General features: G+C 34.4%; 23 protein-coding genes and 1 riboswitch. Of the genes, 7 read left to right on the plus strand and 16 right to left on the minus strand.

The window, feature by feature from the left end; all coding sequences use genetic code 11:
- The coding region (locus tag BBS29_RS07590; protein WP_306452482.1) for a cytotoxin at positions 1 to 266 on the plus strand (266 nt) is incomplete at its 5' end.
- A gap of 292 nt (positions 267 to 558) precedes the next feature.
- On the opposite strand, the gene BBS29_RS08305 is transcribed toward BBS29_RS07590, so the two are convergent.
- The 11 genes from BBS29_RS08305 to BBS29_RS07640 all read right to left on the minus strand — a co-directional run bounded on the left by BBS29_RS08305 (position 559) and on the right by BBS29_RS07640 (position 9,278).
- Positions 559 to 654 carry a type I toxin-antitoxin system Fst family toxin gene (locus BBS29_RS08305; protein ID WP_143861279.1) on the minus strand — a complete coding sequence of 32 codons (96 nt, stop codon included), beginning with the start codon at positions 652 to 654 and terminating at the stop codon, positions 559 to 561.
- Between the two features lie 285 nt (positions 655 to 939).
- Positions 940 to 1,644 carry a DUF3991 domain-containing protein gene (locus tag BBS29_RS07595; protein ID WP_068130942.1) on the minus strand — a complete coding sequence of 235 codons (705 nt, stop codon included), beginning with the start codon at positions 1,642 to 1,644 and terminating at the stop codon, positions 940 to 942.
- A gap of 178 nt (positions 1,645 to 1,822) precedes the next feature.
- On the minus strand, positions 1,823 to 2,635 hold the full coding sequence (locus tag BBS29_RS07600; RefSeq protein ID WP_068130946.1) for a MetQ/NlpA family ABC transporter substrate-binding protein: 813 nt from the start codon (positions 2,633 to 2,635) through the stop codon (positions 1,823 to 1,825).
- Positions 2,636 to 2,658: 23 nt separating this feature from the next.
- The gene (locus tag BBS29_RS07605; protein ID WP_068130950.1) at positions 2,659 to 3,309 is read right to left on the minus strand and encodes a methionine ABC transporter permease; all 651 of its coding nucleotides are present in this window, start codon (positions 3,307 to 3,309) and stop codon (positions 2,659 to 2,661) included.
- Positions 3,293 to 4,327: a methionine ABC transporter ATP-binding protein gene (locus tag BBS29_RS07610; RefSeq protein WP_068130952.1), complete on the minus strand. Its 1,035-nt coding sequence runs from the start codon at positions 4,325 to 4,327 to the stop codon at positions 3,293 to 3,295. Before BBS29_RS07610 ends, BBS29_RS07605 begins: the two co-directional genes overlap by 17 nt.
- 73 nt (positions 4,328 to 4,400) lie before the next feature.
- Positions 4,401 to 4,503: riboswitch (SAM riboswitch) on the minus strand.
- Positions 4,504 to 4,576: 73 nt separating this feature from the next.
- Complete coding sequence (locus BBS29_RS07615; protein WP_068130953.1) at positions 4,577 to 5,092, minus strand: YceI family protein; 516 nt, start codon at positions 5,090 to 5,092, stop codon at positions 4,577 to 4,579.
- A gap of 24 nt (positions 5,093 to 5,116) precedes the next feature.
- The gene (locus BBS29_RS07620) at positions 5,117 to 5,716 is read right to left on the minus strand and encodes an alpha/beta hydrolase (protein WP_068130956.1); all 600 of its coding nucleotides are present in this window, start codon (positions 5,714 to 5,716) and stop codon (positions 5,117 to 5,119) included.
- Between the two features lie 9 nt (positions 5,717 to 5,725).
- Positions 5,726 to 6,682, minus strand: coding sequence for a ring-cleaving dioxygenase (locus BBS29_RS07625; protein ID WP_068130958.1), 957 nt, complete (start codon positions 6,680 to 6,682; stop codon positions 5,726 to 5,728).
- 57 nt (positions 6,683 to 6,739) lie between these two features.
- Complete coding sequence (locus BBS29_RS07630) at positions 6,740 to 7,171, minus strand: MarR family winged helix-turn-helix transcriptional regulator (protein WP_068130961.1); 432 nt, start codon at positions 7,169 to 7,171, stop codon at positions 6,740 to 6,742.
- A gap of 72 nt (positions 7,172 to 7,243) precedes the next feature.
- Positions 7,244 to 7,804, minus strand: a complete 561-nt coding sequence (locus BBS29_RS07635) for a DUF1307 domain-containing protein (protein ID WP_068130964.1) — start codon at positions 7,802 to 7,804, stop codon at positions 7,244 to 7,246.
- A 67-nt stretch (positions 7,805 to 7,871) separates the two neighbouring features.
- Entirely contained in the window at positions 7,872 to 9,278 is a 1,407-nt protein-coding gene (locus BBS29_RS07640) for a YfcC family protein (protein ID WP_210388785.1), read from the minus strand.
- Positions 9,279 to 9,408: 130 nt separating this feature from the next.
- Between BBS29_RS07640 and BBS29_RS07645 the strand changes: the two genes are divergently transcribed.
- Complete coding sequence (locus tag BBS29_RS07645) at positions 9,409 to 9,969, plus strand: hypothetical protein (protein WP_143861280.1); 561 nt, start codon at positions 9,409 to 9,411, stop codon at positions 9,967 to 9,969.
- Between the two features lie 15 nt (positions 9,970 to 9,984).
- Here the strand turns inward: BBS29_RS07645 and BBS29_RS07650 are convergent, their stop codons facing one another.
- Positions 9,985 to 10,449: a TipC family immunity protein gene (locus tag BBS29_RS07650; protein ID WP_068130972.1), complete on the minus strand. Its 465-nt coding sequence runs from the start codon at positions 10,447 to 10,449 to the stop codon at positions 9,985 to 9,987.
- A 252-nt stretch (positions 10,450 to 10,701) separates the two neighbouring features.
- On the opposite strand from BBS29_RS07650, the gene BBS29_RS07655 reads away from it, so the two are divergent.
- From BBS29_RS07655 to BBS29_RS07670, 4 genes are all read left to right on the plus strand, one after another.
- Positions 10,702 to 12,219 carry an SLC13 family permease gene (locus BBS29_RS07655; RefSeq protein ID WP_068130975.1) on the plus strand — a complete coding sequence of 506 codons (1,518 nt, stop codon included), beginning with the start codon at positions 10,702 to 10,704 and terminating at the stop codon, positions 12,217 to 12,219.
- Between the two features lie 136 nt (positions 12,220 to 12,355).
- Positions 12,356 to 13,297 carry an ornithine cyclodeaminase family protein gene (locus BBS29_RS07660; protein ID WP_068130978.1) on the plus strand — a complete coding sequence of 314 codons (942 nt, stop codon included), beginning with the start codon at positions 12,356 to 12,358 and terminating at the stop codon, positions 13,295 to 13,297.
- Between the two features lie 117 nt (positions 13,298 to 13,414).
- The gene (locus tag BBS29_RS07665; RefSeq protein ID WP_068130981.1) at positions 13,415 to 14,911 is read left to right on the plus strand and encodes a peptide MFS transporter; all 1,497 of its coding nucleotides are present in this window, start codon (positions 13,415 to 13,417) and stop codon (positions 14,909 to 14,911) included.
- 137 nt (positions 14,912 to 15,048) lie between these two features.
- Positions 15,049 to 17,400 carry a hypothetical protein gene (locus BBS29_RS07670; protein WP_068130984.1) on the plus strand — a complete coding sequence of 784 codons (2,352 nt, stop codon included), beginning with the start codon at positions 15,049 to 15,051 and terminating at the stop codon, positions 17,398 to 17,400.
- Between the two features lie 68 nt (positions 17,401 to 17,468).
- Here BBS29_RS07670 and BBS29_RS07675 read toward each other — a convergent pair whose 3' ends face one another.
- Entirely contained in the window at positions 17,469 to 18,518 is a 1,050-nt protein-coding gene (locus BBS29_RS07675) for a nitric oxide synthase oxygenase (protein ID WP_068130986.1), read from the minus strand.
- Positions 18,519 to 18,637: 119 nt separating this feature from the next.
- On the opposite strand from BBS29_RS07675, the gene BBS29_RS07680 reads away from it, so the two are divergent.
- Positions 18,638 to 19,210: a thymidine kinase gene (locus BBS29_RS07680; RefSeq protein ID WP_068130989.1), complete on the plus strand. Its 573-nt coding sequence runs from the start codon at positions 18,638 to 18,640 to the stop codon at positions 19,208 to 19,210.
- A gap of 76 nt (positions 19,211 to 19,286) precedes the next feature.
- Here the strand turns inward: BBS29_RS07680 and BBS29_RS07685 are convergent, their stop codons facing one another.
- The 3 genes from BBS29_RS07685 to BBS29_RS07695 are packed head-to-tail and all read right to left on the minus strand — an operon-like array spanning position 19,287 to position 22,586.
- Positions 19,287 to 19,955, minus strand: a complete 669-nt coding sequence (locus tag BBS29_RS07685; RefSeq protein ID WP_068130991.1) for an ATP-binding cassette domain-containing protein — start codon at positions 19,953 to 19,955, stop codon at positions 19,287 to 19,289.
- 3 nt (positions 19,956 to 19,958) lie between these two features.
- Positions 19,959 to 22,157: an amino acid ABC transporter permease gene (locus tag BBS29_RS07690; RefSeq protein ID WP_068130994.1), complete on the minus strand. Its 2,199-nt coding sequence runs from the start codon at positions 22,155 to 22,157 to the stop codon at positions 19,959 to 19,961.
- A 21-nt stretch (positions 22,158 to 22,178) separates the two neighbouring features.
- A complete protein-coding gene (locus tag BBS29_RS07695; RefSeq protein WP_143861281.1) occupies positions 22,179 to 22,586 on the minus strand; it encodes a hypothetical protein in 408 nt (135 codons plus the stop codon).
- Positions 22,587 to 22,845: the final 259 nt, after the last annotated feature.

The following is a 22,845-nucleotide window of genomic DNA, read 5'->3' on the forward strand; positions in this document are numbered from 1 at the left end:
ACCAATTAGATATTACAAAACGCTTTAAAAGAGCATACGATAAATTAGATTCAAATATTCAAGATGAAGTTGATGAAGCAATTAAAGCATTGATAAAAGGTCGACCTTATCCAAGATCTTTAAGAGTAAAAAAGATGAAAGGACATAAATCAATCTTCGAAGCCTCACCTACTATGTCAATACGTATGACCTTTCAATACAATAATCCTGATTATATTGTATTACGTAATGTAGGTAGTCATGACATTACTTTATCTAAGCCTTAATAACTTTTAAAATTAGAAACAAAAAATATTTTATAAACCTAATAAAGAAATCGATATTGATGGGAATCAATTAAATAAACAATTTAATAATTAACGTTATATGAAGATGATAGATACAATGGTAGATATCGTAAAAGGGGAAATATTTAATTTAGAAGTCGAATAGCTTGAACATTGCAAGTCACTAATATAAATTGTATAATATAAATAACAAAAATTAGTTCCATGGCTTCACCAAAGCCCTCACTACTCGCAATAGTGAGGGCTTTTTTATGGTGTTGGCTATTGTCGCCTATTTATCATTGCGATTACGTAGCCAATACGCAAAGTACGCAACGATACCCCCAACAATAATAGGGGCAATGATGTTAACAAAAATTAATTCCATGGTGTTTCACCTCCTTCCTGGTAAATGTTCGCCAGGAAGTTACGGCGACTATATTATTATAACAATTAAATTCTATATGAGAAGTAAACAGATGAGTAATACTGTCTACTTTTTATTTCATAAAAGAAAACAATATGTAGTGTTTGAATATAAAAAAATCGATGCGTTATGCACCGATCTTTATAATTGTAAATAAATATCATCTCTAATTCTATAAAAGAATTAGAAAAAAGAAGATGTACATATATTATAATATAAAATAATTTTGTTATCAATATTTACTGATTATTCTATTTCCATACCTCTACTACTCTCTAAATGTCTGTAATTTTGTAAATATTGTTTCTTACTTAATGGAATATTTTTCTCATGTTCTTGATAAGCGTGACCATTTCTTCTTACTAATTCATCATTCCAATCTTTCACATTTTCTTTTTTAGGTGGCACAGCAAAATATATCGGCATTTCTCCGTGTTCACGGTGAACTAAATTATTTTCAATTTTATCTTGATTAAATTTTAATCCTGCTTCATCATTGTCTACTGCATACACTACATTTGGTATCTTTCCTGTATTTTGACCAACTTCTAAAATTTGTTGGTAAATTATGCTTGGATTGTTAACACCTCGCATTGAAACATATTTTGAGTTTGGTGTTAGTCCATTGAGTGAAGCATAGCTGATCGCATCAACCTCGCTTTCAAAAAAGTAAATATTTCTAATATCTTTGTTTGGACTTGTCTTAAATGAGAAACCAAATTTTTGATTTGCACCACTCGCTATATGCTTGTATCTTCCACCATCTTTTTTCTTATAACTCTCCTCTGAATTATGACCAACAATTTCTCCATTATTCACCCATGTATAAACGGCATTATTTCTCTCATCTTGTCGGATAAACCCTTTAATCATCAATGTATTTACAATGTCTGGATTTAACTTCCTATCATTAATTAAATATTCTCTTACTTTCGACAGATCTTCTTTCATACTGTCATAAGAGGGCGCATAAGCTTCTAATTGAATGCATCGATTATTATAAAAATATAGAATTTAGCTCAAATTAAAAGTATGTCTCCTGAATTCTTCAAGAGACATACCTTAAAATCAGTATAATACCAAATAGTACAACTTGGGTAACACATCATTTTAAAAGTGGATTTTTCTATTACCAACCAATATCTTCAAGTGGAATGAACGTTGGAATTAACGCACCACCATAAGTATCTAAGATTAGTTGTTTCGTATCATCTTCTTGGTAAAGTTCAGCAATTCTATTCAGTGTTTCGTTATCTTTATCTTCAGCGCGGACTGCGATAATGTTAACGTAAGGCGTCGCTGTGTCGTCTTCTAAGAAAATTGAATCGTTTTGAATATCGAATCCTGCGTCACGAGCGATTCCGTTGTTGATTGCTCCAGCTGCTACGTCATCTAATGTTCTCGGGATTTGTGCTGGTGCGACTTCTTTAAATACGATGTTTTTCTTGTTTTCAACAACCGCATCTTCAATTGAATCTAAGCCGTTATAGTTATCTACTAATTTAATAACTCCCGCTTCTTCTAAAAGCATTAACGCACGCCCTTGGTTTGAAACGTCGTTTGGTACCGCAACTGTGTCTCCTTCTTTTAACTCACTTAAATCTTTGATTTTGTTAGAGTAAATTCCCATTGGTGCTAAGTTAGTCGTTGCGATCGGTACTAAGTCTAAATCTCTTTCTTTAATAAACTCATCGAAGTAAGCGACTGTTTGGAATGCGTTCGCATCGATATCACCGTCAGCAAGTGCAGTGTTTGGTTGAACGTAGTCATTAAACGATACGATTTCAATATCAATACCTTCTTTTTTCGCTTTTTCAGCGACAAAATCCCAAACTGTCGTATCTGTACCACTAACTCCAATTTTCACTTTTTCGTTATTACCACATGCGCTAAGGACAACAATAGATATAAGTGCTAAAAATAATACATGTAATTTATTCATTATAAAATTTCCCCTTTTAATTTTTACTTTCTTCTAACTATTCTTGATAATCCATTTCCAAGTGACTGTAATCCTTGAACTAAAACGACGAGGATAACTACTGTGACTAACATCGTCATACCATCAAATCTTTGATAACCGTAAGTAATGGCTAAGTCTCCAATTCCTCCACCACCAACAGTTCCAGCCATCGCTGATGCTCCGACTAAACCGATCGTAGCGATTGTGAAGTTTAAGATGAGTGAACCTAACGCTTCCGGGATAACGAATCTAAAGATGGTTTGTAGAGGCGTTGCGCCCATCGCATCTGCCGCTTCAAGCACACCGTCATCTACTTCTAGTAGCGATGATTCTACGAGCCTTGCAACATATGGTCCTGCATAGACGACCATCGGTACAATCGCAGCCGCCGTTCCAATTGAGCTTCCGACGATGAGTCTCGTAAACGGTATAATTGCAACGAGTAAGATGATAAATGGTATTGATCTTAAAATGTTAATAACGAAACTAAGTATAGTGAATGTTATTTTTTCTTCTAAAATTCCACCATTCCTTGTGACGTATAATAGCACCCCAAGTGGAATCCCAAGTAAAATACTAAAGACAAACGATATCGTCACCATTTGAAGTGTTTCAACGAGTGCACTTAAAATTCGATCAGTACTCACTAGCATTTCTTGTCACCTCACTATATAAGACCTCTTGTTCTGTTAAAAAGGCTTTAACCTTTTCAATTTCCTCGGCTTCACCGATAAATTCGACAATTAGATTACCAAATGGTGTACGTTGAAGTTCTGTAATATTTCCAAACAACACGCTCGCTTCAACGTCATAGCGTTTTGACAATTGACTGAGTACCGGTTGCCCTGCACTATCTGCAATGAAATTGAGTCGATAAATATGACGCTTTATATCGTCGCTTAATAGTCTAAGTACAAAGTCCGGAACTTCACTATGCATGACTGTATTTACGAATTTAACACCCGTTCTCGTACTTGGATTTGAAAAAATATCAAACACGCTACCAGACTCTATCACTTCACCGTTTTCCATAATCGCAACTTTGTCACAGATTTCTCTTACGACACTCATTTCGTGCGTGATGAGTAAAATCGTAATGTTATATTCTTCATTTACTCTTTTGAGTAAAGATAAAATTGATGCTGTCGTTTCAGGGTCCAAAGCACTCGTCGCTTCGTCACAGAGTAAAATTTTAGGTTGTGTTGCGAGTGCTCTTGCGATTCCGATACGTTGTTTTTGACCACCCGACAATTCATCTGGGTAGTTCTGTGCTTTATCCTTTAAACCGACGAAATCAAGGAGTTCGTTCACTCTTTTTTCAATTTCTTCTTTCGGTGTGCCAGATAAAATTAGCGGCATTGCCACGTTTTTAAATACTGTTTTTGAATTCAGCAAGTTAAAATGTTGGAATATCATGCCGATATCTTTTTTAATCTCGCGAATTTCTTTACTATTCGCTTTCTTTAAATGCTTACCATCTACGATGACTTCGCCACTTGTCGGCGTCGTTAAGTGGTTGATCGTACGGAGTAACGTACTTTTCCCAGCGCCACTAAAGCCGACAATGCCGTATATTTCACCTTCTTTAATATCCAGTGAAACGTTTTTTAGTGCTTCGGTTGTTACACCTTTACGATTAAATGTCTTTGAGACATTTTCAATTTGAATCACAAAATTCACCTTCCAACGTATATTACAAAATAAAAAACCCTATTTTTATATAGATAAAAATAGGGCCGCACTATTCTTATCTACTAGCTAAACGCTACTGGAATTGGCACAACACATATAAAATGCTCGCTGCCGAGGCTTCAAAGGGCCAGTCCCTCCACCTCTCTGGATAAGATAAATTAAATTGTTGGATATAACTTTAATTCATTGAAAAACGAATGTCAACATGTTTTCTGAAAATTTTATAAATTATTCTGTGATTTCGAATTCTGCACCGATTTCAATTTTGACGTCTTTACCTACCATGACGCCTCCTGCTTCTAACGCTTGGTTCCAAGTAAGTCCATATTTTTCACGATTGATCGTACCTCTTAAAATAACTCCTGTAACATAAGAGTCTGTAAATGGGTTTTTGTGTACGCCGTTATGTTCAAATTCAAAAGTTTCCTCATGAACTTCATCTTTAATTTTTAAATCACCTGTAATCGTATTGTCCGTCACTGATTTTGAGACGAATTCTATTTCAGGGAATTTTTCTACATCGAAAAAGTCTGCTGATCTTAAATGATTATCACGATCTGCATTTTTAGTTTCGATTGAATCTACATACGCAATTCCTTTAACTTGTAATGTGCTTAAGTCTTCAAGATCACCTGAAATTTCTCCATCAAATTCTGTGAATCTACCTTTCACTGTAGATACCATCATATGTTTTACAGAAAATTCTACTGAGCTGTGTGATTTGTCTAATTTAAATGTTGTCATTTTAATTCCTTCTTCCTTATAAATTTAATGATTTAATAACCATGTTTTTGCTTTCTCAACTGCATCAGTTGTAATTTCATGTCCATTTACATGAACTGTTGTTACTTTTGCTCCACGTGAAGTAAAAAGTTGTTCTACATATTCGTTATCTTCTAGTGTCACCATTGGATCGTTATCCCCGACTGATAAGAATACTTTTAAGTCGGACATATCTTTACTGTTATCTGTTAGTTCTAACGGATATAGTGGTGCGAATAGTATTGACCGCTTAAAATCAACATCTTCACGTAGTAGTAAGTGAATTGCGATATTTGCGCCATTTGAAAATCCAACCGGAATTAGATCCTGTATATCGAACTCTTCAGATTCCGATATCTTTTGTAGAAAATCAAGCAATTCTTGCCCTCTATAATTTAAATCTTCCAAGTCATACTGACCGAAACCAAGACGTTTAAAATATCGGTTCATGCCATTTTCTTGAACATTTCCTCTAACAGATAACACGCCATATGAATCATCTAACATGTTTGCGAGTGGTAACAGTCCTCTTTCGTCTGATCCTGTTCCATGTAGAAGCAAGAATATCGGTTTACCTTTTTGGCCCTTGTTAAATATATAGTGCATAACATTCACCTACTTCCTTGAAGTGTCAAACGGACGAACTCTCGTTTCGATATCTTCACGTCTATGTTCTAAAGCTGGCGGCAATGCTAATGATTCACCGAGTGTTTCGTATGGTTCATCGGTCATAAATCCTGGTCCATCTGTTGAGATTTCAAAGAGAATATGACCAATTCTTGCGTATAACGCTTTAAAATAAAATCGATCGATGATTCCTGAGTTAGGCACACGGTGTTCTTTATAGCGCTGAACCCAGTTATTCAATGCTTCATCATCTTTTACGCGAAATGCCACATGGTGAATTTCTCCATAACCTTGTTTAGAGTCTTCACTCTTTTCATCGTGGAACACGTGCAATTCAGCTCCATTACCGCCTTCACCCATCGTTAAAATAGTATACGTGTCATTCTTAGATACAACTTCCATGTCGTACACATTTTGTAACATGTCAATAAACGCATCATAATAACTGACTTTAATTACCATTGGACCTAGACCGTATATCGCGTATTCTTTTGGCACAGGTCCATTTTCCCACGGAATTCCTGCTTGAACACCTCTGTTATCTTCGTCAGATATAAGTTGATAGTATTGCTCATCATCATCTTCAAAGCGTAAAACTTTATGCCCATTAAATTCAGTGATTTCTTCGTGTGTGACATTAAATGTTTCAAAACGTTTTTTGTAATATTCAATTGCCGCGTCACTTGGTACGCGAAATGACGTTCTATAGAGAGAGTTTGTGCCTTTTTTACCTTTAACTTGATTTGGGAAATCAAAAAATGTCATATCCGTACCTGCATTCCCAACATCATCTGCAAAAAATGTATGGTACGTATAAATATCATCTTGATTGACTGTCTTTTTCACGAGTCGCATGCCTAAAATTTCAGTGAAAAACTTATAATTTTCTATCGCATCTTTTGTCATTGCCGTTACGTGGTGGAGTCCTAGAAGTTTGTTTTCCATAGTTTTACCTCCTACATTATTTCGAATTCGAAATATAACTTAAAAACAAACTCGGTATCATTTAGATACTCGAGTTGAAACTGTTTTTAATGATTCTCTAAGCTGAGTTAACGACGCATCATCTAAATCTTGAAAGCATGATTCAATCATTTGAGCATGACTTGGAAACACCGAATCAATCAACTGATATCCCTTTTCAGTCAAACTCGCATAATACGTACGCTTATCCGATGGATCTTGTGTACGAACGACATAATTACGTTTTTCTAAACTATCGATCACATACGTCGTTGAACTACTCGCGATGAGAATTTTTTCTTTTATTTGTTGAATGGGTTGTGGCCCTTTGTTATATAACACTTCAAGTACCGCAAATTCATTCACAGTCAGGCCGTGACATTTTATATCTGCTTTAACGCGCTTAAAAAAATTATCTGTCGTACGTTTAAGTGCAACGAATGTTTTTAAAGCATCGCTTTGTCTCGTCATAAAATGTCACTCCTTATAATTATTTCGAATTCGAACTAATTGTATGATGTTATATAAATCTTGTCAACAAATTTATTTTTCCTTAAGTTTAAATCCTGCTTGTTCGAGTTCCTTAATCGTTAAATCAAGGCTTATTTTTTGTATTTCACCAGTCTTGTTATCTTCTGCTGGACGTACTAATTCATTTAACTTTTCTGGACTTATTTTTGAATACTCGACCTCGATCGTTTCTATGAAATGATCGTCTTTAAATTCTACATCGTAATTTAAACCTTCTTCACCTTCATACGCTTCAAAAGCATCGATGTCTTCAAATCTTTGCTTTGCCTCATCTTTATTAGAAACGTTAATGGCTTCGTAATCTGCTTTTGTTGTCGTAACTTGGCGGATGAGTTCCTCACCTTTATGAATTAAATCAACCGTCACTAAAATACCCTGCTCTTCTTTCTCGTATGTGACAGTCTCTTCTTTAGTTTCACTTTCCTCTTCTTTAGGTTCGCTAGTCTCTTCTTTATTTTCAACTGGTTCTTGTTGTTTTGCGCTTTTTACTTCCTCACTGTTATCATCATTACTACAAGCAGCAAGTGTGACTAAAACTGCTAAAGATAAAAATATAGAAAATAACTTTTTCATTTCAAAACCACCTTAAATTGTTTTGTGTCATAAGTGTAAAGTTATTTTTATCCTTAAGCAAACGATATTAGTATGGTCCGTATCCTGTAACGAGCGCATATAGAAGCGCAAGCGTTCCAATGACAATCCATGAAAGTAAAATTGGCCAAACAAATTTCAGCCAGTCCGTCCACTTCACGCCACCAACCGCAAGTACTGCCATAAGTACACCAGACGTTGGTGCCACGATATTTGTAATACCGTCACCGAGTATAAATGCTAATACACCTGTTTGTCTTGTAATCCCAATGACATCCGTAATCGGAACCATTAATGGCATAACGATTGCCGCTTGTCCTGTACCGGACGTTACGAGGAAGTTAAACAGTAAGTTAAAAACAAATAACATCAGTCCACCTAGATATGTCGGCATTGCTTGTAACGGTACGAGCGTTGCATTTACAATCGTATCAAGAATTTGACTGTTTTCTAATATAATAACGACCGCACGCGCGAGACCAACGACTAAAGCACCGTATGTAATACCACGCGCACCTTCAATAAATATTTTAACGAATTTGTTAGGCGAAATACGTGACACAAATCCAACTGTAAAGCCCATCATTAAAAATACACCAACTAACTCATTAATTCCCCAACTTCTCGTAAATGCTCCCCAGATGAAAAACCCGAGATATCCGACGAAAATGAGTAAGTTAATTCCGTGTAATACAGTAAATTTCGGAGGTTCAATATTTGTGATTCCTTCATCGTCATTAAATGGTCGATTACCTAATATAGATTTTGACGGATCATTTTTTACTTTTTTCGCGTAACGATTTGTAAATATAATGACCGATAAAATCATACCGATAAATATAAATACACGTAATGTCATACCAGAAAATAGTGGAAGTTCTGCTATCGTTTGTGCGAACACTAATACAACTGGGTCAAAAATACCTGCAACCATCCCGGCATAATAGCCGAGGTAAATCATCGATACTCCAATGATCGCGTCGAGCTTCAAGTTTCGAGCTAACGCAATACCAATCGGTACAAATGCGATTACCGCGTTCGCTACGAGTCCCATAGATGCTAAAATACCAAACGTTAAGGCAACGAGAGTAATTAAAACCATATAACGGCCCTTTGTCTTTTGAATTAGGACGTTTATTCCGGCATCAATCGCACCAGTATATTCAATAATCTTAACGATTCCACCGACTATCAAAATTAAAAATATAATATTCGCAGTATCGATCATCCCTTTTTGTATCGAAACAAATAAATCCAATACATTCGCAGGGTTAGATTCTACATACGTATAACTTCCTGGAATGACACGCGTTACTCCGTCAACCTCTTCACGTACAAATGTCCCAGCTGGTATTAAGTAAGATAAAACAGCCGCGAGTAGTACGATACTAAATATAATGACGAATGCATCTGGCATTTCCAGACGTTTATACCACTTTTCTTTTTTCTCCTTCACAATACAACCTCCTTAAAGTAAAGATACTTTAAATATAAGTAAGCGATTACAAAAAGTAAAGTGATTTTTTATGTTTCTTTTTTAGTAAATGTGTGTAAAGTATTAACGACTACATAGAAGAAGGTGACTTATGCTTTACAATCAGCTATCGATGCCTACTACGCTTAATGGTTGGATATTTATCGTATTACTTTTGGTATTTATTGTTTTTATTTCCATTTGGTTTGACAATCGTTTTAAAAAATCTCATCGTGATACAAAAGCGTATCTACTCATAGAAGAGAGTTTAACAACTCTAGACGATAACGAAGAGATTTATAAAAATATCGATAACGTCCACAATACGTCATCTATCGTCAAAATTACATACAAAGATAATCAACCAATATCGATCGAGAAAACTAAAATCTTTACGACTAAAGAAGGACATATTAAAACTTCAGAACTTAGTAACAGAAAAAAACGCCTTCGAAAAGAGCTGCTCGATGGCGTAAAGAGTTTTGATACAGTTGAAGGTTTTAATTCAAATTATTATAGAGACGGGGAATATTTAGTCGGTAAATCGTATATGAAGCAAGCACTTAATAGCGATACAGAAAGCGAAACATTAATCGGTTTAACTTTCCCATTTAACAAAAGAGATATACGAAAAAAATTAACGAGAAGCGGGTATGAGAAACATGGAAAATGACTCATTACCCGTTTTTTATTCGTTTATGACTTCAACGTCTCCTAAATTATCCATACTAAATCGACTCGCACGTGTATTAAACCAGTCTTCTAAAAACTTACGTTTAAATACTTCCTTTAGCTCCGCTTCTTTACTTTCATCACCAGAAAATGATTCGTACAGCACTTTATCTGAAGCATTATAACGCACGGTATACACACTATCCCCATCAAACAATTCGACGACAAATCCACCATCTACATCTGAAAAATTATATTTCACGCGCATTTCATCGATTTCTTTAACATTTTCATACTTTGTTTCAATCGCGTCTTTTTCTTTATCGAACACAGTCGATGAAGATGCGTACTTCGTTTTCGAAATCGAATATATTTCTTCGTACACATTTGCATACTTTTGGTGGTTTGCGATCTTAAAACCTGCAACCACGATAAATGCTACAAATAATATCGCAAGCCCTATAAATACAGGTCGTTTCATGTTATTATCTCCGTTTCACATATGATTACTTTAATTGTGCAATTTAAACGATTATTTGTCCACTCGATTTCTTTTAGAAAGTGCTATAAATCTAGCTTTTTTAGATTAATATCGATGAAAAACGTCTATATATGTAATGACGATTAAAAATATAACAATATCGTCATAGTTTGCGCTTATTTTCACATAGATAGCCTTTATAATAAGAGTGAGACTATTATTTGATTTAATAGTATAGAAAGGGATGGTTTGATGAGTCGTGAAAACGATCAAACACAAAATAAAAAACGTTCTCTGAACATCGTTTGGACGGTTGTAGCATTCGTCGTATTATTTGCTATATTACTTATGCCGACACCAGACGGTTTACCAGTCGTTGCACATATGGCGCTTGCGATTTTAGCGTTTGCTGTCATTATGTGGGTGACTGAAGCGGTATCTTATCCGACATCTTCAGTAATGATTCTCGCACTGATTATATTACTCATCGGGTTTAGCCCAGCAGGTGAATTAGGAGATTATTTAACAAAAGGAGCAGCGTCAGGTAGTGACTTAGTAGGTACGAAAAACTCTCTATCACTGGCGTTTAGTGGGTATTCTTCATCTGCACTTGTCCTTGTAGCAGCAGCACTATTTTTAGCTGCAGCAATGCAAGCGACAAATTTACACAAACGTTTAGCACTCGTCGTCTTATCGCTCGTTGGTAATAAGACGTCACGTATCGTCATCGGTAGTATTATCGTTGCGATTATTTTAGCGTTCTTCGTTCCATCTGCAACAGCGCGTGCTGGAGCAGTCATTCCGATTTTAATCGGTATGATTACAGCGTTTAATATTTCAAAAGATAGTAAACTCGCAGGTTTACTCGTCATCACTGCAGTACAAGCCGTATCTATTTGGAACATCGGTATTAAAACTGCAGCAGCGCAAAACTTAGTTGCAGTAAACTTTATTAGCGACACGATGGGCGTCGACATTTCATGGGGTGAATGGTTCTTATACGCAGCTCCGTGGTCGATCTTAATGTCTATAGTCCTTTACTTTGTCATGATGAAAGTCATGAAACCTGAGTACGATGAAGTACCTGGTGGTTCTGAAATGATTAAACAACAGCTCGATGACATGGGTAAAATTTCTGGACGTGAGTGGCGTTTAATCATCATCTCAGTATTACTACTTCTCGGATGGGCAACTGAAAAAGTACTCCACCCGATCGATTCTTCATCGTTAACTTTAATTGCGATTGCAATTATGTTAATGCCTAAAATTGGCGTCATCAAATGGGAAGACGCTGTCAAATATATCCCATGGGGTACAGTAATCGTGTTCGGTGCGGGTATCTCACTCGGTAGTTTACTACTAAACACAGGTGGCGCGCAGTGGTTAAGTGATAAAACATTCGGATCACTTGGATTAGACTCAATGCCGATTCTTGCAACGATCATCATCGTATCAATCTTTAACGTACTCATCCACTTAGGATTTGCGAGTGCGACAAGTTTAGCAGCGGCGCTAATTCCAGTATTTATATCACTTACAGCGACATTAGACTTAGGTGACCAAGCAATAGGTTTCGTATTAATTCAACAATTTGTAATCAGCTTTGGATTCCTACTACCAATCAGTTCACCACAAGGAATGCTCGCATACGGTACAGAAACATTTACTGTTAAACAATACTTTAAAGCAGGTGTCCCACTAACAATTATCGGGTTACTCTTAATATTCCTATTCAGTGCAACATACTGGAAATGGATTGGTTTAATCTAAAATACTAAAAGCGTGTTGAACAAAACGTTCAGCACGCTTTATTAATTTAAGTCAGTGTGTTACAAATTAAACATAAGCCACAAGTTGAAAAAAGCAAATTAACTACAGAAGAAGTTTAATTTACGGAGGGTTTTAAGTGAAAACTTTTAACGATCAAGAAATCGAACAAGTTTATAAGATGGATGAAGCTATTAAGGATACGTACAGCACTTTACAGACTTTAAATGAAGGCCTCATTAAAATGGAACAGCGTACTGTAATTCCTGTTGAAGGCGATAAAGTAATGCTTTACATGCCTTGTGTTGATAATAAAGAGAAATTTTCAGCAGTGAAAATTATCTCAATTTACCCGGACAATGCTAAAGACGGCTACCCTGCGACTCAAGCAGTTACTGTACTCACAGAACTCGAGCACGGTGAAAACGTCGCAGTACTCAGTGCGAGTTATTTAACACGATTACGTACTGGTGCAATGACAGGTATCGCTACAGACTTACTCGCTAAAAAAGATGCAAAAGAATTAGGTATCATTGGAACTGGCGGTATGGCGTTTGAGCAAGCACTCGGTGTACTTGAAGTGCGTGATATTAAAACGATTCGCCTATTTAACCGTACGTTAAGTAAATGTGATGACTTTAAAGCACGTCTTGAAGCACATGGTGTAAAAGCAGATATCGAAATATGTGAGAACGTAAACGACGTAACACGCGCTTCAGATATCATCAATACCGCAACAAACTCTACTGAAGCAGTATTTGAAGACGAACATGTAAAAGACGGCGCACACATTAATGGTCTCGGATCATATATGCCAGAGATGCGTGAAATTCATACCGACTCAATTAAACGTGCACGCCACGTCATATTCGACGACGTCGACGGTGTAATCGAAGAAGCAGGTGAATTCATTCACGCTGTTAAAACTGGTGACTTTAAGTGGGAAAAAGCAATCGGTTTAAACGATGCATTAGATCAAGAATTTGAAAGAGATGAAAAAGACATTACAATCTTCAAATCAGTCGGTGCATCATACTACGATATGTCAGCAGCAATTGGCGCATATAAAAAATTAGTTTAATTTTTACTTTTAAAGAGAAGCTTTATTTAAGCTTCTCGTTTTTATTTCTACGAAATATTTAAAATTGTGTTACACTAGCTAATATTGATTTTTTAATTTAATCAAAGGGGATTTTATATGACTGACAATAATTCAAGCAAGCAGTCAATTCCAGATAAAGGATTCTTTGGTCAACCGAGAGGGTTATCTACATTATTCTTTACTGAATTTTGGGAACGTTTTAGTTACTATGGTATGAAAGCGATTCTAGCCTACTACTTATACTACTCAGTAACAAAAGGCGGTTTCGGACTTGAACAGTCTACTGCGTTACAAATCGTATCGATTTACGGTGCGTTAATTTACATGAGTGGTATTATCGGAGGATGGCTCGCAGATAGAGTATTTGGTATTCGCCATTCGATTTTTTATGGTGGAATACTCATCATGCTTGGTCACATCTTACTCGCACTGCCAAATAACTTTACTGTTTTAATGATTGCATTACTTCTACTCATTATTGGTACCGGATTATTAAAACCAAATATATCTACAAATGTTGGTATGTTATACGAAAAAGACGACCCGAGGGTCGACAGTGGATTTACATTATTTTATATGTCCATTAACTTAGGTAGTTTAATTTCACCGTTACTCGTTGGAACATTACAAGTTAAATACGGCTTCCATGCAGGATTTGCTCTTGCAGCTGTCGGAATGTTCTGTGGGTTATTAACTTATGTAATCACAAACAAGAAAAACCTTGGCGATCTCGGCTTAAAACCATCCGATCCATTAAAAGCTGAAGAAAAGAAAAAATTCGGTATTATTGCAGCAGTTACAATCATTGCAATAGTGCTATTTGTTTCAATTTCTTTAATGACGAATACATTAACAATTGGTGCATTCGCTAACTTCATTACATTTTTAGGTGTCATTTTACCGACTATTTTAATTACGAAAATGATCCTATCGAAAAAAGTATCCAAGAAGGAGCGCTCGCATTTATTTGCTTACATTCCGCTCTTTTTAGCATCTGTTGTATTCTGGATGATTCAAGAACAAGGAGCGACAGTCCTTGCAGCATTTGCAGATACTAAAACAGAATTAAGCGTAGCAAATATTACAAATGGTTTAATCGACTTTAATATACCAGCCGCTTGGTTCCAGTCATTAAACCCGTTATTCATCGTATTTTTTGCACCGATTATTTCTAGACTATGGGTGAAACTTGGAGATCGTAACCCGTCAACTGTTACAAAGTTTACAGTCGGCGTATTACTTGCCGGAGCAGCGTACTTAATTATGATTGTTCCTTTAAGTACAGAAGGGTTAATACATCCATTATGGCTCGTGTTAAGCTTCTTCCTTGTTACAATTGGTGAGTTATTCGTATCACCAATCGGACTTTCAACTACTACACGACTTGCACCTGTAGCGTTCCAATCACAAATGATGTCTGTTTGGTTCTTATCCAATGCAATGGCACAAGGCCTGAACGCACAAATGGTTAAATTATATGACCTCATTGATACGAAAGCGTACTTCATGTACTTAGGTTCATTTGCAATTATCGTTGCTGTTATATTAATTATTTTAGGACCTAAAATTCGTAAAGTAATGGGTAACTTATAAACATAAAACTGTAATTTAGTGATTCACTCACTAGATTACAGTTTTTTATTTTACTTTTATACAAAATAACGCTTTCATTATTAAAATGAAGTGATATAATAATCATAATTATTTAAATAATGAAGGAGGGAGTTCTTGTGTCGATTTCATTATTTGTGTTATCCGTACATAACAAAAAGCTACTCAACGCAGTAAAACCACTCGTTAAAGATGAGTATAGATTGATTGACTTCGTATATAGTAATAAACGTGTTTTATCGAACTATAGCGATTTAGATATTCAGATTCGAAGAATTTGTAGCGTGTTATATGAAGAGAATGCCACGCTTTCTGTCGATGATTTAATGCACATCGATTTACTGAAAGGCTTCGGAATGACACCATCTGTCCATCGCTCATTAAAAAATGCTGGTTTTGAAACTATTCATCAATTAAAACAGCTCTCTAAAGAACAATATGACTACCACTTAAAACGTGGTGCGGGGTCCATATATAAGAAAGCTCAAGTCGCTATAAAAGAATTTGAAAGCGTTTTTTCGGAAAAATATATTGATGTGATTTCATACGTATTACTCGTCGAACACGATATTGATCAGTCCGTAGATGTCGAGCGATTAGTTCAGTCATCTAGCAAATTTTATTCGAATGCTAAAGAAAAAGTTTATGAGACTCTAGCAGCTTTAACAGATGACGAAATTATTGTAAAAGTTAAAGATAAATACTACGTCAAACGTTGGTCTTTAAAAGACGTTCTCGCATTTGATTTTCCAAATAAAGACACGTATTTAATGCGCCTAGACAATGTCAGTGTTCGTGAAATCGGTAAGAGTACTGGCGTGTCAAGAACGACTGTACTGACTTATGTTTCTCGTATCAATGCGAATTTTATTCCGCATTACTTAAAAGAGAATTCATACAGTAAATACATCACAAAGTACAATATGCCTCGTGATACGTTTCAGTATGTGTTTCAATTAGATGATGACGTAATATCGTACTTATATAATAAATTTGAAACTAATGATTTCTCAACTGACGTCGAAGCAATCGTTAAAGATCATACATTAACAAAAGATAAATTGGATCGCCTTCTCTATTTTGAAAAGATGTTTATAAACAGTGAAGGTAACGTCGTGACACAATCGAGCACGAATCTCTTTGAAGATTTAGTATATCGATATAAAGACCAATCGTTTGCACTCGAATCGTTTTACGAATTATATATGAACGAGTTAACAACAAATCCAGTGCTAAATATTAAACCAACAGATATCCGTAGATTCGAATCGATTATCGACAACTCAGATTCTGTCGTAAAGAGTATCAAACATCAATTTAGATACTATGACACGAATATCACTCAAGACACGATCAACATCATTAACGATATATTATCGACGTTAAAAGGGAGCTACGGCTTACAATTCGTCTACGATAATCATATAGAAACGCTATCGAAGATCGGTCTTATAAATGGATATGAACTCGGTAGCCTTATGAATAAAGTCGGTCTATCAAAATTTAACGACGTCATTTCCATCATTAGAATTAGTACGATTCAAGTCGGGTGCAGCCACCAAAATTTTATAGAAGATAAAGTATGTCAGTTCACCGGTAGATCGTTAAACGAACTCCTCGATCATTTACAAAATGACTACGGGTTACACAGAGATACGATGTTTACGTATATTTCTAATCAACACGTCGACTATATATTTGACGGAATCATTCGTTGCCATAATACGATTCCTAAATGTGAGTCGTTTTATAAAGAAGCGAAAAAACGTCTCACTGAACCGATTTATTTAGTCTCTGAGGTCATGGCTGATTTATCTGAAATTGCAAATAAAGAACTCATTCCGAGTAAGCAATTATTCCATAATCTTGGCTATACGACAAAAGGTAGCGCCATTATTTACAAAGACACGTTTAACAATGCACATGAAGCAATTAAAGCGTGGATTGTCTCTAAAGAAGTATTTGAAACTGATACGCGTGAAATTTTTAAAGCACAACAATGGTACTCTGAGACATACAAACTCGAAAGAGATTTAATTATCTTTAGACTTAGCCCAAATGAACTCATCCACTATACTTACTTAATAAATCTTGGAATTTCCAAACCGATGGTGGATAGTTTCATCTATGAAGTGAAACAATTTACGAAGAAACATAAATACTTTACACTACCCTTCTTAAAAAAACATGGATTTAAACACGAGTTGTTCGATTACTTAAATGATTATACGTTAGAGAGAATTTTAGCAACGAGACAAAACATATACCCTCAAAGCTTCAGTTCACCAATCATTTACACTAACGATCTTAACGTTCAGTCAAAAAGTGACGTGTTAAAAGATATCTATACAAAGAATCCAATGTCATTAAATAAAATGGTTAAATACTTAGAGAAAACATATAGCTTAACCATCTCAAAAGTCGAATTAAAATATAGACTCTCCTCAACAGGAGCGTTAGTAAATAAATAAAGATAACAAAAAAGACTGTAGACCTCTTAAGAGTTATCTACAGTCTCATTATTTCCTAAGAAATATTTTTAATGCATGGGGCATTTGTTTTCTCGATATAAGAAATTTGGTGACCTCATTGTGTTATCAAATCCGTAATGATAGTTATGAGTCAGAGACGGTGATAACGGGGGTGCGAGCCAGCTCCACTTTCCTGTTACTGTACGTCCCGCTTCTTGTTCTAATCGTTCAAATGTTTTAAATTGTTTAGATGCTGTAATATGATCGACCATCGTTACTTTACTATCTCTAAACGAGTGATAAACTGCGTAGCTAATTTCTACGAGCGCTCGGTCTCTCCAATATGTCGTCGTCTTCGACATGTCTAATTCTAGTGCTTTAGCGATACTTTCTAATTTGTTATATCGATAATCATCGGTAAAATTTCTAACCGCGATTTCTGTTTCCATATACCAGCCATTAAACGGTGTTGTATGGTAATAAATTCCACCTATTTCTAAATCCATACAACTAATAATCGGTACCGCGTACCATTTAAGACCTAAATCTTTTAACTTTGGATAATGATGATGTTCGATGTCTACTTCTTTAATAAGGCCTTCACGGTATTCATGATAATGAATCTCTCCATCACCTACTTTATATAAAAGAGGCAACACATTAAAGTCACCTGGTTCACTCTTCCAACCGACCTTTTCTGCTTGTTTAGTCGCTGCTCTCGACCTCGGATCTCCGACATTATCATATCCTGCATAACGTATAAGTTGTTCGTTATATAGCGTAATATCATTACTATAGATTGAGACCATCGGTACAATTTTACCACCGTTTGTCGCATCATTAATATGCGTTTCAATCGATTTAACAAAATCCGCTTCATTATCGATATGTCTCTCATCTCTAACGACAAGACTTTCCCAGTACAATCTACCGATACAACGGTTAGAATTACGCCATGCCACACGCGCACCGTATTCTAACTCTTTAGACGTATGCGTGTAACGATTTTTCTCATCGATTTCTTTTTTAATCTCGCTTAACCTATTTGCCGGATCGCCTAACTTTAACTCGTCGTACATCATTTCTATAAACTCTGTTGCTTGTTTAAATAGCTCCATACAATCGTTCCTAACATTATCTATTCAATTATTATGTTACACGAGAATAGACATTTATAATATATAAATATGAAATTCATGTTAAAATTGATGCTGATTATATAAAGGTTGGGATTATTATGGCGAAACTTTATTTTCGTTACGGGACAATGCAAAGTAACAAAAGTAATCAAATTATCACGACGCATCATCAATATACGACTCAAGGTAAGAGATGCTTGGCGTATACAACACCGATTGATTCAAGAAGTGGGTATAAAAAAATAAAATCTAGAGTCGGCTTAGAACTCGAAGCAGAGTATATAACGGATGATATCTTTGAGAAAGTTAAAAAAGAGAATGAGAAAGAAAAAGTGTTTGCAGTTTTGATCGATGAAGCTCAATTTTTATCGAAAAAAGACATTCATAATTTAAGCGATATTCCAGACTTACTCGATATTCCTGTCATTGCTTTCGGTTTAAAAACAGATTTTAGAAATGAATTGTTTGAAGGCAGTCGTACACTACTGGAACTCGCTGATGCTATTGACGAATTAAAAACAGTTTGTCAGTTCTGCAATAAAAAAGCGACATTAAACATGAGATTACATAATAATATTCCGACAAATGTCGGTGAATCGATTCAAATCGGTGACGAAGAATACGTCCCTGTATGTCGTAAGTGCTATAAAGAGCGATTGGATTTAGTATAGAAACGGTAAAAGAGAGTTTTAGGCGTAGAACTAAAACTCTCTTTTTTAAAATTAGTAGGAATAATTATTTATAATTTTAAATATTGCTCATTGAATTAGAATAATCATTAAGATTAATTATTCTATCTGCTTGTTGTGCTTGTTCCATATTATGAGTGACTAAAACCACTGTTTTTTTATACGTATCTCTCAAATCTTTTACAAGGTTAAAAGAAAGATGTGCTAAATTTGGATCGAGTGAACCTGTTGGTTCATCAGCTAATATAATATCCCCTGGTTTTAATATCGTTCTTGCCACCGCAACTCTTTGTTGTTCTCCACCTGATAAAGTATTTACATCGTCATTTATTAAAGTTTCTATTTCAAGCTTCTTTAAAACGTTATTTACTAATTCTATTTTTGTATTTTGATGCTCTTTCACGTACTGAAGCGCCATCAATAAATTATCTTTTACGGTCATATTAGAAATAAGTGCATACGATTGGAATAAATAATTAATCGTATTCCTTCTCATTAGTGTGGCTGCTCTAGAGTTTATCGCAGGTAACTTCTGATTATTTATTCTGATTTCTCCTAAATCGACACTTTCTAGTAGGCCAATCATATTCAATAATGTGGATTTACCACATCCAGACTTTCCAATGATCGCTACAAATTCCCCCGCTTCAATATCCAGAGAAAAATTATTAATAATCGTTCTACTTCCAAATTGTTTTGTAATATTTTTTATCTCAACTGCTTTCATTAATTATTTCTCCTTAATTGATAAAAGTAATTGCTTTGTATCATTTTTCGTCATGTAAAAGTAAAATATTGATAACTGAATAATCCCATAAATAATGATTAGAATAATGCCTATCTTTGATCCAGATAAAGATACAACTATAATATTAATTGTCCATATGAATAGGATGCTGATTAGTGGTAATGTATACATTTTAAGAAAATCAAATCCTAAAAATTTAGATACATATAATTTTTCATTATTGGATAATCGATAAACATATGCTAAAGAGAGGAGTAATAGAATAGAAAGTAATAAAGCTCCTAAAATTGCTCCAGAAAACCATAAAATTGTTTGCGTTAAATCTTTTTGAAGTCCATCGATATATTCTTCAACCTTTACAAACGTTAATTTATTATCAGACAAATTATACTTAGACAAATATTCTTTTGAAGTATATTTGTCAGCTGTATCCTTATCTTTAAATTTAATAAAGCTATTGAGATTATTGCTTCTCAAACTTTCTGACTGTCTAAAAGCCATATTTTCTGGAGTAATTATATAAATCACCGGATTATTTGTTAAGATATCTTGCTCGGGGTCATGACTCCAGTTAAACACTTTGGTATTATACTTAAAATCAATAAATTTAAATTTATTTTTTTCGTTAAAAGAAGTAGGAATATCACTTTCATTATATTCACTAGATTCACTTTCTTTTAAAAATGCTTCAACTTTTGATTTTTCTTTTTTACTGAGAGTATCTGGAATAAGAAAAACCTTAGTTCCTGCCTCAGCCTCATTGATGAGTGCATCATCTACTTCAATACCAATTTCTCGTAAATAATTTGGAGAGTATGTCATATACCAAAAAGCCTCGTCTGGTACATTTTTATATATCTCATTTTCTCTATAGAAATTTAATATATCTTTACTCATATAGTCCGTCGTTGCAATAAAAACAGAAGGATCTTTTCTAATTGATCTATACCAATTAAAAAAATCTTGGTTTAATTCGTTAGATTGTCCAGAAACTGTAGATATATCATTACCAATATTCACATCTCTTAATGTGTAATATTCTGATACGCTCGTCCATTGTTCTCTAATTTCAACATTTTTAGTTACTTCTTTCATTGGACTATCTAAATATATACTTCCAACTACTAGTAATGAGCTGAGTAATATATAGCCAGTTGAACCAATAAAATAGAGTGCTAAAGTAGGAAACTTTCCTTTAATGGCATCGACTGGTTTAATTGAGAATACAACTAAGGTAGATATTAAAATTATTACTAATATTAGTACTACATTAATAATTCCTACTAAGAAAAACTGTGATAATACTTTCAATGAGACGTCTTTCCATCCACTTATCAGCCAGAAAGTCAAAGCGAGTAATGGGATTAAGAATATGGAAAAGACTATGAATTGAGAAAATATTTGCTTTGAAATTGTAGCTTTGGTCCACCCTAGTAACGTTAAATTTCCAAATTTTTTAAGGTTAGAAATTGCGATAGATACAAACAATGTAAATTGTGTTAGTAATGTCAATACTATTAAGCAAGAAAGGATTATAGGAACTAATCCACTCTCATTTTCTGTTCCGCTATTTGCAAATTTTAATGAATCTACAGATTGATTTGTCACCCGTGATAAATCTTTTAGAAAATTTCTTTCTATTGATTCATTTGAAATTCCATATACGGTATATACCCCATTTACACTTTTAGTGATGTCCATATAATCTGATAAATTTACGAGAGAGTGATTGTTTGAAAAAAATATATCAGGAACATTCTTAACACTATAGATAGAACCATTGAAAGCACCAATCGTTACTAATTCTTTCCTGTTTTCTGTTAGTAATTCAATGTCATTTTTTGAAATCACTGTATGATCAAATGCAGTAACTTCAGGAAAGTTATTTTTGCTTCCAATAATTCCAAACAATTGATGTTCAGTCTCATTATTAATCTTTGAAGTAATAATGAAAAGATCAGGGTATTCATCAAATATATTAAGAATTTCTTCTTTTTTATTAATAGAATTGTTTTTAATATAGAAAGTATATTTATTTTGTGAATATTGAAGCTCATTCCATGCATTATTGTAAGATTGTCCCAAATTAAAAGTTGCCATCAAAAGAAGTAGTATCCCTTGAATGGCAACTAATAAAAAAGTGAGATATCTAATTTTTCCAACGAATTGTGTATTCTTCATCTTACCTCACCTTAATAAAAATTATCTACAATTCCAGTAAGCTGTTGCCGCTTTAGTACCTACATATTGTTCTGCATGTGCTCTAACACCGGGTTTTTTCCATCCGGAAAAAGTAGAGTTAGCCGTAGCTGAATGATCAAAAACTCCAGTTTGCACAGTCGAATAACTAAAAACGCCAAATTTTCTACCATGATCCCAACTGATTTTTACCCCATTAAACGTTGGACTTTCTACAGCTGCATCAACTGCTGCGGGAATAGAAACTCCAATAGATCCAAGCACTACTAATGACAATAATAAATTTTTAATTCTCATTAATATTCTCCTATAATTTATATTACAGCAAATTGAAAATATAAGAATTTTTAATTTAACTTTAATAATTATTACGTTTGTAATTAAGTGAAGTTCTTTTAAATCTTTAGACATCTTATATGTTTCATTACCAATCATAGCTTGGTTAAGTTTAATTTTTTCGATAATTATAATGTTTGTTTTTGCACATCGTTTAATATTATTTTGTGAATATAAATGCTATAATTTGGATAAAACAAACTTATGTCACTTTCGTTTATATTTCACCTATAATTGGATCGATATAAGGTTTTATAAGTAATAATATTAAATATAAAGCATATAATGATATAACGAGTTTTTTCATATATACACCTCATTCATATATTCATAT

Source organism: Nosocomiicoccus ampullae (genome assembly GCF_001696685.1).
GTDB lineage: Bacteria > Bacillota > Bacilli > Staphylococcales > Salinicoccaceae > Nosocomiicoccus > Nosocomiicoccus ampullae_A.

What these genes read in the sequence shown, in the direction of transcription:
- BBS29_RS08305 (WP_143861279.1), bottom strand. Translation starts at nt 654, where the DNA reads ATGGAATTAATTTTTGTTAACATCATTGCCCCTATTATTGTTGGGGGT.
- BBS29_RS07595 (WP_068130942.1), bottom strand. Translation starts at nt 1,644, where the DNA reads ATGAAAGAAGATCTGTCGAAAGTAAGAGAATATTTAATTAATGATAGG.
- BBS29_RS07600 (WP_068130946.1), bottom strand. Translation starts at nt 2,635, where the DNA reads ATGAATAAATTACATGTATTATTTTTAGCACTTATATCTATTGTTGTC.
- BBS29_RS07605 (WP_068130950.1), bottom strand. Translation starts at nt 3,309, where the DNA reads ATGCTAGTGAGTACTGATCGAATTTTAAGTGCACTCGTTGAAACACTT.
- BBS29_RS07615 (WP_068130953.1), bottom strand. Translation starts at nt 5,092, where the DNA reads ATGACAACATTTAAATTAGACAAATCACACAGCTCAGTAGAATTTTCT.
- BBS29_RS07620 (WP_068130956.1), bottom strand. Translation starts at nt 5,716, where the DNA reads ATGCACTATATATTTAACAAGGGCCAAAAAGGTAAACCGATATTCTTG.
- BBS29_RS07625 (WP_068130958.1), bottom strand. Translation starts at nt 6,682, where the DNA reads ATGGAAAACAAACTTCTAGGACTCCACCACGTAACGGCAATGACAAAA.
- BBS29_RS07630 (WP_068130961.1), bottom strand. Translation starts at nt 7,171, where the DNA reads ATGACGAGACAAAGCGATGCTTTAAAAACATTCGTTGCACTTAAACGT.
- BBS29_RS07635 (WP_068130964.1), bottom strand. Translation starts at nt 7,804, where the DNA reads ATGAAAAAGTTATTTTCTATATTTTTATCTTTAGCAGTTTTAGTCACA.
- BBS29_RS07645 (WP_143861280.1), top strand. Translation starts at nt 9,409, where the DNA reads ATGCTTTACAATCAGCTATCGATGCCTACTACGCTTAATGGTTGGATA.
- BBS29_RS07650 (WP_068130972.1), bottom strand. Translation starts at nt 10,449, where the DNA reads ATGAAACGACCTGTATTTATAGGGCTTGCGATATTATTTGTAGCATTT.
- BBS29_RS07655 (WP_068130975.1), top strand. Translation starts at nt 10,702, where the DNA reads ATGAGTCGTGAAAACGATCAAACACAAAATAAAAAACGTTCTCTGAAC.
- BBS29_RS07665 (WP_068130981.1), top strand. Translation starts at nt 13,415, where the DNA reads ATGACTGACAATAATTCAAGCAAGCAGTCAATTCCAGATAAAGGATTC.
- BBS29_RS07675 (WP_068130986.1), bottom strand. Translation starts at nt 18,518, where the DNA reads ATGGAGCTATTTAAACAAGCAACAGAGTTTATAGAAATGATGTACGAC.
- BBS29_RS07680 (WP_068130989.1), top strand. Translation starts at nt 18,638, where the DNA reads ATGGCGAAACTTTATTTTCGTTACGGGACAATGCAAAGTAACAAAAGT.
- BBS29_RS07685 (WP_068130991.1), bottom strand. Translation starts at nt 19,955, where the DNA reads ATGAAAGCAGTTGAGATAAAAAATATTACAAAACAATTTGGAAGTAGA.
- BBS29_RS07690 (WP_068130994.1), bottom strand. Translation starts at nt 22,157, where the DNA reads ATGAAGAATACACAATTCGTTGGAAAAATTAGATATCTCACTTTTTTA.
- BBS29_RS07695 (WP_143861281.1), bottom strand. Translation starts at nt 22,586, where the DNA reads ATGTCTAAAGATTTAAAAGAACTTCACTTAATTACAAACGTAATAATT.